General features: G+C 57.9%; 10 protein-coding genes. 2 read left to right on the top strand and 8 right to left on the bottom strand.

The window, feature by feature from the left end:
* Positions 1–30: 30 nt before the first annotated feature.
* From E5161_RS15015 to E5161_RS14995, 5 genes are all read right to left on the bottom strand, one after another.
* Positions 31–522: an Lrp/AsnC family transcriptional regulator gene (locus E5161_RS15015; RefSeq protein ID WP_136778647.1), complete on the bottom strand. Its 492-nt coding sequence runs from the start codon at positions 520–522 to the stop codon at positions 31–33.
* A gap of 497 nt (positions 523–1,019) precedes the next feature.
* The gene (cysK, locus tag E5161_RS15010; protein WP_136778646.1) at positions 1,020–1,937 is read right to left on the bottom strand and encodes a cysteine synthase A; all 918 of its coding nucleotides are present in this window, start codon (positions 1,935–1,937) and stop codon (positions 1,020–1,022) included.
* Positions 1,934–2,431: a hypothetical protein gene (locus E5161_RS15005; protein ID WP_136778645.1), complete on the bottom strand. Its 498-nt coding sequence runs from the start codon at positions 2,429–2,431 to the stop codon at positions 1,934–1,936. The genes cysK and E5161_RS15005 overlap by 4 nt, the downstream gene beginning before the upstream one ends.
* A gap of 141 nt (positions 2,432–2,572) precedes the next feature.
* A complete protein-coding gene (locus E5161_RS15000) occupies positions 2,573–2,992 on the bottom strand; it encodes a DUF350 domain-containing protein (protein ID WP_136778644.1) in 420 nt (139 codons plus the stop codon).
* Between the two features lie 13 nt (positions 2,993–3,005).
* Positions 3,006–5,372, bottom strand: coding sequence for an endonuclease MutS2 (locus E5161_RS14995; RefSeq protein WP_136778643.1), 2,367 nt, complete (start codon positions 5,370–5,372; stop codon positions 3,006–3,008).
* Between the two features lie 128 nt (positions 5,373–5,500).
* Between E5161_RS14995 and E5161_RS14990 the strand changes: the two genes are divergently transcribed.
* Together E5161_RS14990 and E5161_RS14985 are read left to right on the top strand one after the other, a co-directional pair.
* Positions 5,501–5,860, top strand: a complete 360-nt coding sequence (locus E5161_RS14990; RefSeq protein WP_136778642.1) for a phage holin family protein — start codon at positions 5,501–5,503, stop codon at positions 5,858–5,860.
* A gap of 175 nt (positions 5,861–6,035) precedes the next feature.
* A complete protein-coding gene (locus E5161_RS14985) occupies positions 6,036–6,404 on the top strand; it encodes a cupredoxin domain-containing protein (RefSeq protein WP_246042286.1) in 369 nt (122 codons plus the stop codon).
* A 655-nt stretch (positions 6,405–7,059) separates the two neighbouring features.
* Here E5161_RS14985 and zapA read toward each other — a convergent pair.
* From zapA to pheS, 3 genes are all read right to left on the bottom strand, one after another.
* Positions 7,060–8,094 (bottom strand): cell division protein ZapA, encoded by a 1,035-nt coding sequence (zapA, locus tag E5161_RS14975; RefSeq protein WP_136778640.1) that lies wholly within the window; start codon positions 8,092–8,094, stop codon positions 7,060–7,062.
* Positions 8,095–8,211: 117 nt separating this feature from the next.
* Complete coding sequence (gene pheT, locus E5161_RS14970) at positions 8,212–10,659, bottom strand: phenylalanine--tRNA ligase subunit beta (RefSeq protein WP_136778639.1); 2,448 nt, start codon at positions 10,657–10,659, stop codon at positions 8,212–8,214.
* Between the two features lie 48 nt (positions 10,660–10,707).
* Complete coding sequence (gene pheS / locus E5161_RS14965; protein ID WP_136778638.1) at positions 10,708–11,742, bottom strand: phenylalanine--tRNA ligase subunit alpha; 1,035 nt, start codon at positions 11,740–11,742, stop codon at positions 10,708–10,710.
* Between the last annotated feature and the right edge of the window lie 337 nt (positions 11,743–12,079).

The raw sequence follows: 12,079 nt of genomic DNA, 5'->3' as shown, positions 1-12,079 counted from the left end.
GACACCGATCCTTTGCGCTCATCTGACGAATCACGGAGATACCAGCAGCCTGCCGTCGTCTTCGAATTCTTCGAAAATAATGCCGTCCTGCTTATATTTTTTCAAAATGAAAAACGTTTTTGTAGCAATAACCGATTCAATCGTGGACAGCTTGTTGGAGACGAACGAGGCGACTTCCTTCAAGTTTTTGCCTTCGATCTCGACCAGCAGGTCGTACGCTCCCGACATCAAGTAGACCGATTTCACCTCGGGATATAAATAAATACGCTCGGCGATGCTTTCGAATCCGCGGCCCCGCTCGGGCGTACATTCCACTTCGATCAGCGCCGTTACTTTCTCGTCGTCAACCTTGCTCCAATTAATGACGGCCGCATATTTCACGATCACGTGATCGTCTTCCATTTCCTTGATGGCCGCGGCTACTTCCGCTTCTTGGACGCCAAGCATGGTCGCAATGGTGGACGCCGGCAAACGCGCGTCTTCCTTGATCAGGTCCAGGATGTTTAACTTCAACTGGTTCATGATGATCCCTCTTTACCGTAAAGTGGGTCGCCCGCACACACAATGGTTCGACCTGTATATCACGCCTGAATTACTCTCCATATTACATCAAATACAGGCTGGGTGAAAAGGAAAAAAGGTTCATTTCAGGCGATCACGGAATAGGAAAAAGGTGGGTTAGGAAACCAAAAAAGCCGCCCACCCGGAAAATTCGGAGAGCGGCGCATGCTTTGCGACCATCTTTGGCTAGAGAATACAACAAACGCGTTCGGTTCGTCAACCAGTTTTGCCAAACTTTGGGCATGATTTCCTCGTTGCCGTCACGCTTAGCGGATTGCAAGACTATGCCGCGTGCTTGTTGCAACCCATCGCCTGGTGTCAGGTACCAACAGGACTGCTCCACATGCCGACCGCCGATTTCAGGTACCCATAAACCGATGCCGTCGGTTTAAGTCCCGCCACTCGATGCCAGCAAGGCCGTTAAGCGGTTGCCATCGGCTTAAGTCCCGCGTCTACCCTCAAAATATCCCCATACTCAAGTAACGCTCGCCGGTATCGGGCGCGATGCATACGACTCGCTTGCCCGGACCGAGGCGGCGGGCGACTTGAAGCGCGGCCCAGACGGAGGCGCCGGATGATGGGCCGACGAGGATGCCTTCACGCGCGGCGAGCTGCCGGGTCGTCTCGAGCGCGTCGTCGTCCGCCACCTGAATAATTTCGTCGTAGACGGAAGTATTCAGGATCGGCGGGACGAACCCGGGGCTGGTGCCGACCAGCTTGTGCGGCCCGGGACGCCCGCCGCTCAGTACGGGGGAACCGGCCGGCTCCACGACGGCGATGTGCAGATCGGGCAGCCGCTCGCGCAGCGTCTCGCCGGTTCCCGTGATGGTGCCGCCCGTCCCGGCTGTCGCGACGAACGCGTCCAGCCGGCCTTCCGTCTGCCGCAATATTTCCAGAGCCGTCGTCCGGCGGTGAAAATCCGGATTCGCGGCGTTCTCGAATTGATTCGGCATGTAGCTGCCGGGATTCCGCTCGAGCAGCTCGCACGCCTTGGCGATCGCCCCCGGCATCCGTTCCGCCGCCGGAGTCAGCACCACTTCCGCGCCGTAAGCCCGCAGCAAGGAGATGCGCTCTTTCGTCATGTTATCCGGCATCACCAGGATGAGCCGGTATCCTTTTGCCGCGGCGATCATAGCCAGCCCGATGCCCGTGTTGCCGCTCGTCGGCTCCACGATGACCGTTCCTGGCCGGATCAATCCCCGCTCTTCCGCGTCTTCGATCAACCCGAGCGCGGCCCGGTCTTTCACGCTTCCGCTCGGGTTTTGCTTTTCCAGCTTCACCAGCACCTCGGCCATATCCAGACCGGCAAGGCGCCGCAAACGAACTGCCGGCGTTTCTCCTACCAACTCCGTCACGGAACGGACAATCCGGCTCATAGGTTTTCCGTCCCGCTGAGCCGCCGCGCCAAATCCAACCGTCCTTGCTCGGCGAGGGACTGCTGCACCGTAAAACAGGAAGGGCACACATACAACGTGATGGAGAAAGGAGCTTCGAGCACCGCTTTCCCCAGCGCTTCCGGCGTCCGGGGGCGGAAGAATGCCGCCGGTACGGCCAACTCTCCCGCCTCGAGCATGTATTCCCGGCACTGCGGGCATTCCGGCACCGTCTCCTGCTCGTCCAACACACGCTCCACCGTTTCCTCGAACCGCAGCAGCGCTTCGTTGCTCCCGCCCAGCCTCAAGTCTTCAGCCTCAGTTCCCGTAAACTGCGCAGCTGGTTCCTCGTCCTCATCCTCGGAATCGTCGATTCCAAAGGTAAGCGTCCGGTAACCGCCGATTTCATTTTCGCAAACCGGGCAATATTTTTCCGGCTCTTCGCCTTCTTCATGCGGAATTTCACTTTGACACCACGGACATACGACAACAGCCATTGGTCCGCACCTCCTTCATTCGTGTGTAGGAAGCCGGACTTCAGCCCTGCTTCGTCATGTACCAAACGCCAAGCGCGATAAATAATATCGCCAAGGCGAGCAGCGATCCCCACAAGTATTTCATCCGATCATTCCTCCGGTTTAACTCAGCGCGGCGCCGATAATATAGGACAGCGAAATGGAAATGATCATGGCAAGCAATCCGACGGCGCGGTTGTCTTTGGCGATTTCATCATCGATCCGGAACACGGGGGTCACAAATTCGAACAAAAAATAAGCGGCCAACAGCAGCAAAAAACCGCCGCCTGCCCAGAGCAGGCTCTCGTAAATCGACTGATGCGCCTGGATGGAGAACCGGAAAATGTTGCAGATACCGAAAATTTTCCCGCCCGTCGCCATAGCCGCCGAGACGTTGCCTCGCCGGATTTCTTCCCACCCGTCGTATTTCGTGATCCATTCGAAAATGGAAAGAAATACGATCAGCGCCAAAATGCCCACCGAGAAGTAGGCCAAGACGGCAGCGACAGGTATGTCCATCAATGAATCGACAACGCCCTCCATCGCCATCCTCCCGTCAGTGAAGCTCTGCTACCGTGACGCCGGCTCCGCCTTCGCCGTAGTTGCCGAGGCGATAGCTTTTCACGTGCTTGTGCCGCCTAAGAAATTCCTGGACGCCTGTGCGCAGAGCGCCGGTTCCCTTGCCGTGAATCAAGTACACCTGCCCGAGATTGGCCAAGAATGCTTCGTCCAAAAATCGGTCAACCTCTATAATAGCCTCATCCAACGTCGCCCCGCGCAAATCCAGCTCGCTGCTCACATTCTCGTCGCGCGTCCGTTTGACCGCGGTTGCGGCTTTCACAGGCGCTTTGGCAGGGGCGGATTTGCGAACCGGCTCAAGATCAGCCAGCGCCACTTTCATCTTCATGATGCCGAGCTGCACGACAGCTTCCGAGCTGCCGGACAATTCGACAACGTGGCCGAGCTGCGCGCCTAATGACAGTACCCGGACTTCGTCGCCCGGCTCGATTTTCGCCTCTTTACCGCCTGCGTTGGCACGTGCCTGACGTTTCACTGGTGCCGGCACCGCGTCTTCCAGCCGGCGCCGGGCCTCGATGAGCTTATGCTCCTTGATTGAGGCGGCTTCTTCCATGGCCATTCGGCGAAGATCCGCGATGATCTCCTCGGCTTCCCGGCGAGCATTGGCGACGGAGCGGCGCGCTTCTTCGCGGGCTTCCTCCATCAGCTTCACCTTCTGCTCTTGGAAACGGTGCCGCTCGTCTTCGATTTGCCGGCGAAGCTTCTCGACTTCCTCGCGCAGCCGCTCGGCGGTTACCCGCTCCGATTCGGCCCGGCGCCGGTCCCGTTCGAGCGAGGCGATCATCGTATCGACCTTGAGCTCGTCCTCGCTTACTTCTCCCCGGGCATGCTCGATGATTTCGCGCGGCAACCCGAGCCGTTCTGCAATGGCGAAAGCGTTGCTTCGCCCCGGAACGCCGATCAGCAGCCGATAGGTGGGGCGAAGAGATGACGGGTCGAACTCCATGCTCGCGTTGATCAGGCCTTCCCGGTTGTACGCATAAGCCTTCAACTCACTGTAGTGCGTGGTCGCCACGATGCGGCAGCCGATGCGGTGCAAATGCTCCAATATCGCAATGGCCAAAGCCGAGCCTTCGGCCGGATCGGTCCCCGCGCCAAGCTCGTCGAGCAGCACGAGGCTTTTGTCGGTGACCTGGCCCAGCATGGAGATCAGGTTCGTCATGTGGCTCGAAAACGTACTCAAATTTTGCTCAATGCTCTGCTCATCCCCGATATCCGCATAAATACCGTCGAAGACACACAGCTCGCTGCCTTCGTCGGCGGGCACGAACAATCCCGACATAGCCATCAGACTGAGCAGGCCGATCGTTTTGAGCGACACCGTCTTCCCGCCCGTATTCGGTCCGGTAACAATAATCGCGGAATAATCGCGCCCGAGTTCGATGTCGATCGGTACGACCTTTTTCGGATCAATCAGCGGGTGGCGGCCTCTTCGCAGATCTGCGCGGCCTTCGTCGTTCATTTTCGGCAGCGTTCCGAAATAGCTCTGGGCGAAAACCGCCTTGCCGAAAATAAAGTCGAGCAGCCCGACGATTTCCGCATCGCCGGTCAGCAAATCCGCGCGTTCACCCGTTTGTTCGCTCAAACGCCGCAGAATGCGTTCGATTTCCTTTTGCTCGCGCAGCTTGTATTCCCGAAGCTTGTTATTGAGTTGCACCACCGCTTCCGGCTCGATGAACAGCGTGGCGCCGCTTCCCGACTGATCGTGCACAATGCCGCCGAAATGCGACCGGTACTCCTGCTTCACCGGAATGACGTAACGGTCTCCGCGTATGGTGATCAAGGACTCCTGCAGCATTTTTTGCACGGAAGAAGAACGGATAAGGCTTTCCAGCTTCTCGCGGGCGCGGCCTTCTCCGATCCGAATGTCGCGGCGGACGGAGGCCAGCTCCGCGGAGGCGGAATCGAGCACTTCTCCCTGCTCGTCGATGCAGCGGCGGATCTCCTGCTCCAAAGGCTTGAAGTCCGTAAGCGGCTCCGTGAGGTCGACGAGCAAAGGCAGGTTCGCCTCTTCAGCCGCGCTTTGGATGAACCGTTTCAATTTGCGGATGCCGGCGATCAATTGGGCGATGTCCATCAGTTCCGAAGGCTGCAGCATCCCGCCCAGCTTCGCTCTCGTGAGCGAAGGGCGAACGTCGGTCATGCCTCCGAAAGGCGCGGAGCCTTTGATTGTCATGGCCCGAACCGCTTCGTCCGTTTCCTGCAAAAGCCGCGTAGATTCCCGTAAATCCCGGGTCGGGCGCAATTTTTCTGCAAGTTCCTTCCCTAAAGAAGTGGCGCAGGACGCGGTCAGCTGCCGCACAATCTTGTCGTATTCCAATGTATGAAGCGCCTTGTCGTTCACGGCGGAATTCACAACTCCTCTCGACCCTTATTATAGCCGAACCGTTCAATCTTGCGAAACCTTCCGCTCATAGGGAAAACAGATAAGGATACACTAAGGGTATCTCGTCAAAGGAGGCGAATAAGGACATGCAATTTCTCGGTCATGTCGTGCGGTTTATCGTTTCCGCCATCGTGCTGATGATTGTGGGCTGGCTTGTGCCGAGATTCAGTGTCGGCGGATTTTGGAGCGCGCTGTTTCTCGCCTTGGTGATCGCCGTGGTCGCCTGGATCATCGAAGCCGTTTTCGGGCGGCGGATCACCCCGTTCGGCCGCGGCATCGTCGGCTTCCTGTCCAGCGCGGTCGTCATTTGGCTGGCCCAGTTCATCGTCGGCGGCGTTCGCACCACAATTATCGGGGCGATTTTGGCCGCTCTGGTTATCGGGATCATCGACTTGTTCATTCCGGTCGCCAGCCCGTTCCGGGCCGGTAATGCGAACAACCGATAACGCGCCGGTCACCGCCGGCAAATCCCCGCGACGTGCGCGCGGGGTTTTTGCATTGTCAGCAAAAGCACAGGATGCCGGCGTTCACGAAACCGTCATGATTGGCGGGACGTTCGGAAGATGTAAATATGATACAATGGAACCGAAATTTTTTTCTTTTTCGGAGGGGAAACCAACCATGTATCGTAAATTGTCATCCGTTTTCATGCTCGGTGCGCTTGTTCTCGCGCTCGCCGCGTGCGGCGGCAAGGATAAGTCGGCTTCGTCCGTTGACGAACAACCCGCGAAGGCCGAAGTCGTGATCAAAGCTTCAAACTGGAAATTCGATCAGGCCGAATATATCGTGCCGAAAGACACGCCCGTCAAAATCATCCTCGAAAACACCGAGGGCGCACACGGCATTAAAGTGACCGGCACCGACATCAATCTCGGGCCGGGTAAACAATCCACCGTCGTCACGCTGAAAGCCGGCACGTATGATTTCCGCTGCAGCATCATGTGCGGAAGCGGACATGCCGGGATGGTCTCCAAACTGATCGTCCAATAACACGCCATCCGCCCGGCCGCTCGAATACGAGTTGCCGGGCGGACTGATAAGCTCCACAGTAAATTCCGTTCTATATTTGTAAGCCATTTTGATTATCGCTATCCCATATAATGACCCAACATTCTTTATAATTCAGTCTACGCATTGCCTCGTGTCTGTGGCTGCCATCAGAGATGATTAATTCCCCTTCATGATGCTGAACGATCAAAGGTGTGTAATCCCAACCCTCTTTCATCAACTGCCAAAACCTAGTAATGTGTTTAAGACCATTGTATAACGACAAATAATTCGATCAAAAGGGGCAGTTCTGCTATAGAAGTTTTTTGCCAGCCGCGTTAATGAAAGGTTTGACGCCGAGCGTCTCATTAATGGTCGGTTCCACCGCGCCGCCTCCTGTTCATGAACTGAACTGTAACTTCAAATTGCCAAATTACGAGCACGATCAGCACCATGGAATGTGCTGTAATTTCATTCTGCAGACTTGCAGTACCTCATCTGACTCATTCAAACGACAAACGGCTCTGTAGTTTCGCAAATTGCAATTAGAAAGAGCTAGAATACAAATTTCATGCTGTAATTTGGCATAATGCAACTACGGCCCATGGTACGTCACAATGAAAAAGCCGCCGCCTCAATCGAGAGGCGGCGGCCAATGTCATGGATTGTCGATCAGATCGATCCATTCGTTATATTCGTTTTGCAGCTTCGCATACTCCATGCGGAGCGCATCGTGCTCCCGCCTCAGTTCGACAAGCTCCTGCTGCGAAGCGTTGAGCTCGGCTTCGCGTACACCCAAAGCAGCCGCCTGCGCTTGCGCGGCTTCCAACTCCTTCGCCGCCAGCTCCTTCGCCTTCAGCAGCGATTCCTCGGTCTCGGCCAGTTCGGCTGCGCGCGCTTCGACAACGGCCGCCCGTTCTTCCGCGGACTGTTGTTCCTGACGAGCGGATGCCAGCTGCTCCTGCAGCTGCGACGCCGACTCGCGCGCTGCCCGCTCCTGCTCAGCCAGCTCGGCGAGGTGGCGATTCAGATCGTCGCGCTCGCGCTCCGCCCGCTCCCTCGCCACCGTCTGCGCACGCAGCTTTTCCGCCGCTTCCGTGTAAGCCGTTTGACGCTCCCGCAAAGTTTCGGCCGCCTCCCGGCGCTGCGTTTCCAACTCCCCGGACAGCCGTTCGGCTTCCGACTCGAGCTGAGAACGCAGCTTTAGCCATTCGGTCTCTTGCGTGAGCCACTGCGACTTCTCACCCGCCCGTTCGGAACGTTCTTCTCGGAGGGATTCCTCCGCGGCGGCAAGCGCCTGTTCAGACAGTTTGCGCTCTTGTTCCAGCTGAGATTGGAGTTGTTCCAGCGCAGCCTGCGCCTCTTCGCGTTCCGCCGCCAGACTCGCCCGCAGCGTATCGGATTCGGCGCGCTCGCGCTCCAGCTCTTCCGCCAGCCTTTTGCGTTCAATTTCTTCTTGCAGCAGCCGTTCGTTATCCCTCCGAAGCCGGAGCAGCTCATCGGCCATATTCACCGCGGCCAAAACCGCCAGCCGAGGCAAATCCAGCCTCGTATCGCTGCCGGAAACCTTGATCATCTGTTCGTTCACAACGGCCGCGACCCGTTTCATGTAATCCGGGCTGGAGTGGCCTTTGAGCGAGTATTGCGTCCCGTATATGTCAACCGTCACGCGCGTCGTATATTCATCATTCACGGCGTGTTCCTCCCATTGCTTCCATTGTTTCGAATGTTTCGAGAACAAAGCAGCGAATGCATCTTAGGCACCCGCCGGCGTCTAGATGTATTCGCTGCGCCAAAGACCGTTTCCTGCCTATTTTCGGAGTTCCGCACCGAAAGATTGTTCCAATTCTGTCAAAACCTTGGCGTACGATTCCGTCACTTCTTCATCCGTCAGCGTACGCTCCGGATGCCGGTAAACCAAAGCCAATGCGACGCTTTTCTTGCCTGCCCCGAGACGCTCGCCGGTGTACACGTCGAACACGGATACGTCTTCCAGCAGTTCGCCTGCCGCGCCCCGGATCGCCTCCGTCAACGCGCCGCCTGCGACCGCATGATCCACGACAACCGCCAGATCCCGTTCCACGGAAGGGAATCTCGGCAGCGTACGATATTCGATTCTCCGGTTCGCCTGTTCGTAAACCGGTGTCAATTCGATTTCCGCCACGAACGTGTCCGGCAAATCGAACGCGCGCTGCAGATCGGGATGGAGCTGTCCGACGTAGCCGATCGTTTCCGGTCCTCGCGCGCCTTGCAGCTTAACGGCAGCCGTACGCCCCGGGTGGAACCCTTGCGGCCGCGCCGCTTCGAACGTAATCGCCGGCGACAGGCCGAGCCGATCGAAAGCCGCCTCCAGCAACCCTTTGGCGTCGTAGAAATCGGCCGGCTCCGCCTTGCGGTTCCACCCGGCGCTCCGCACATGGCCCGTCAACAACAAAGCCAGCCGCGGCTTTTCCCTCGGCAGCCGCGTGAGCACGGGTTCATCCGAATGATACACGCTGCCGATTTCGAACAGCGCCAAGTCGTTGTTTTTCCGCGACAAGTTGTAGGACGCCGCTTCCAGCAAGCTCGGCAGCATGACCGTCCGCAGCACGCTGCGCTCTTCGCTCATCGGCATCGCCAGCTCGATCGGCCGGGCTGTCTCGCTCAATTCCGGGAACATTTTCGCACTTTCGCGCGACGTAACCGAATAGCAGATCGCCTCTTGTACACCGGCGTGGGTCATGACCCGCCGGAGCTCCCGCCGGATCGCCTGCGCCTGCGTGAGGGCACCCGTCGTCGTCGGCCCTTCGATCGGCGTCGTCGGAATTTCGTCATACCCGTACAATCTCGCCACTTCCTCCACGAGATCGACATCCCGGGTTATGTCGCCGCGGCGGGACGGCACGGTGACCCGCCATTTGCCTTCCTCCTGCGATTCCATCTCAAATCCGAGACGGGACAGCAAAGTCGACACCTCTAGCGTGGACAGTTCGGTTCCCAGCATCCCGTTGATCCGGGACAACGCCAGGTCGATGACGACCGGTGCGGGTGTCGAGACGACGACTTCGGCCACGCCTTCCGCTACCGTTCCTCCGCAATACCGCGCCATGAGAGCTGCCGCCCTGTCGAGCGCAGCGGTCACTCTGCCGGGATCGACCTCCTTCTCGAACCGGCTCGACGCCTCCGAACGGAGCCCGAGCTGGCGCGAGGTCCGGCGAACCGAGCCTCCGTCGAACTTGGCTGATTCGAGGATAATATCGGTCGTTTCCGTCGTGACTTCCGAGTTCAGGCCGCCCATCACGCCTGCCAATCCGATTGCCTTTTCGGCGTCCGCTATGACCAGCATGTGGGGGTCCAGCTTGCGCTCCACACCGTCCAGCGACACGAGCGTTTCGCCTTCCCGAGCCAGCCGCACTTCGATGCGCCCGCCTGCCACCTTGCCCGCGTCGAACGCGTGCATGGGCTGCCCGTACTCCAGCATCACATAGTTGGTGATATCGACGATATTGCTGATCGGCCGAATTCCTGCGGCAATCAGCCGGTTCTGCATCCAAAGCGGCGCCGGACCGATTTTCACGCCTTTGATATACCGTGCGGAATACTGAGAGCATAGCTCAGCCGCTTCGACCGCCACTTTGACATGATCCGACGCCTTATCCGTTGTGGAGAATAACTCCCGTTCCGGATTCGGCAATCGAACCGGGCGCCCCGTAAGGGCCGAAACCTCGTATGCCACACCCAGCATGCTGAGGCAGTCCGAGCGGTTCGGCGTGAGATCCAGCTCGAGGACCGCGTCGTCCAACGCCAGCAGCTCGAGTATATCGTCTCCGATCCGGCTCTCTTCCGGCAGCGGCCAAATGCCTTCCTGGAGCTCTTTGGGAAGCAGCTTGTCGTTAATGCCCAGCTCCCGCGCCGAGCAGATCATGCCTTGCGACTCTACGCCTCTCAGTTTCGCACGCTTGATTTCGAGTCCTCCGGGCAGCTTCGCCCCCACCAGCGCCACCGGCACTTTCTGTCCGGCCGCGACGTTCGGCGCGCCGCACACGATCTGCAAATCCGTCTCCTGACCCGCGTCCACCGTGCATACGCTCAGTTTGTCCGCGTCCGGATGCTTTTCGCGGGATTTCACGTAGCCGACGACGACCTTGGACACCCCGAGATTCCGGGAAGGAACGTTGTCGATTTCGATGCCCCCGCGCGTCAGTTTTTCAGCCAGCTCCTGCGGCGAAATGCCGCTTAAATCGATATACTCGGATAACCATCGGTAAGAAACGTTCATGGGCTGCTCCCCTCTTTTTTCGAAAATGGTACCGAAAACGGTCCTGCGTCACATTCGCGCAAATTGCTTCAAAAACCGGACGTCGTTCGCGTAAAAATGGCGGATGTCGTCGATCTCGTATTTCAGCAGCGCGATCCGTTCCACACCCATTCCGAACGCAAAACCGGTCACTTCCGCCGGGTCGTAGCCGCCGTGCTCCAACACTTTCGGATGAACCATGCCGCAGCCGAGAATTTCGATCCAACCCGTCTGCTTGCACATCCGGCATCCTTGTCCGCCGCAGCGCACGCAAGTGACGTCAACCTCGGCGCTCGGCTCAGTGAACGGGAAAAAGCTCGGGCGAAGCCGGATTTGCATCTGCGGACCGTACATTTCCCGCACGAATTGCAGCAGCGTGCCTTTGAGATCGCTCATCCGGATGTTCGGCCCGATGACAAGCCCTTCGATTTGATGGAACATGAAAGAGTGCGTCGCATCGTCGTCGTCGCGGCGGTACACTTTACCCGGGCAAATGACTTTCACCGGCGTTCGGCCGTTCATCTCTTTCATCGTGCGGATTTGCACGGGAGAAGTGTGCGTGCGAAGCAAGATTTCATCCGTGATGTAGAATGAATCCTGCATGTCGCGAGCCGGGTGGTTTTTGGGCAGGTTCAGCGCTTCGAAGTTGAAGTAGTCGGTTTCTACTTCAGGCCCTTCCGCGATGGAGTAACCCATGCCGATAAAAATGTCTTCGATCTCCTGCGCCACCTTGTTCAACGGGTGAACGGCACCGACGGCCGGCACCTTACCCGGCAGCGTCACGTCGATCGTTTCCGCCTGCAGGCGGCGGGTCGTCTCCGCTCTGTCGAACAGTTCCTGCTTCTGAGCGATGACCTCTTCGATGGCCGCACGGACTTCGTTGGCCACTTGGCCGATGATCGGACGTTCCTCCGCGGTCAAGCCGCCCATTCCACGCAATATCTCCGTCAGCTGTCCTTTTTTGCCGAGGTAATGAACCCTCAGATCATTGAGGGCCGCCGCGTCGTCCACGGTTTGCAGCCGGTCGAGCGCCTCCCTGCGGAGCGCCTCCAATCGGTCCTTCATACGTCTTCTCTCCTTTGATCGCTTTTAACAATGCCCTTGGGACCCCAAAAAAGTAATCGGAATAAGCTGCTGGTTTTCGGGGGCTCCCCCTGACTATCTCCCCAAAAAGTGACGAACAGCTTCGATTCCTAATCCGATTACTTTTTGGGGACCCCTTTGGATGCCGCGTCACTTTTGGGGGATCTAGCTAACTTCACTTTTTTGGGAAAATAAAAGGTCCTTCCTCCCCGTAAGGGACGAAAGGACCGTGGTACCACCCTTGTTGGAACACCGACTACCGCCATACAGGCGACGAATCGCGCATTCCCGCTTCCTGCGGCATAACGGGCCGCTGCCG

This window comes from Cohnella pontilimi, assembly GCF_005049045.1.
Taxonomy (GTDB): Bacteria; Bacillota; Bacilli; order Paenibacillales; family Paenibacillaceae; genus Cohnella; species Cohnella pontilimi.
The sequence above is the reverse complement of the archived record's forward strand: the minus strand, read 5'-3'. Positions and strand labels throughout refer to the sequence as shown.

What these genes read in the sequence shown, in the direction of transcription:
- E5161_RS15015 (WP_136778647.1), bottom strand. Translation starts at nt 522, where the DNA reads ATGAACCAGTTGAAGTTAAACATCCTGGACCTGATCAAGGAAGACGCG.
- cysK (WP_136778646.1), bottom strand. Translation starts at nt 1,937, where the DNA reads ATGAGCCGGATTGTCCGTTCCGTGACGGAGTTGGTAGGAGAAACGCCG.
- E5161_RS15005 (WP_136778645.1), bottom strand. Translation starts at nt 2,431, where the DNA reads ATGGCTGTTGTCGTATGTCCGTGGTGTCAAAGTGAAATTCCGCATGAA.
- E5161_RS15000 (WP_136778644.1), bottom strand. Translation starts at nt 2,992, where the DNA reads ATGGAGGGCGTTGTCGATTCATTGATGGACATACCTGTCGCTGCCGTC.
- E5161_RS14990 (WP_136778642.1), top strand. Translation starts at nt 5,501, where the DNA reads ATGCAATTTCTCGGTCATGTCGTGCGGTTTATCGTTTCCGCCATCGTG.
- E5161_RS14985 (WP_246042286.1), top strand. Translation starts at nt 6,036, where the DNA reads ATGTATCGTAAATTGTCATCCGTTTTCATGCTCGGTGCGCTTGTTCTC.
- pheT (WP_136778639.1), bottom strand. Translation starts at nt 10,659, where the DNA reads ATGAACGTTTCTTACCGATGGTTATCCGAGTATATCGATTTAAGCGGC.
- pheS (WP_136778638.1), bottom strand. Translation starts at nt 11,742, where the DNA reads ATGAAGGACCGATTGGAGGCGCTCCGCAGGGAGGCGCTCGACCGGCTG.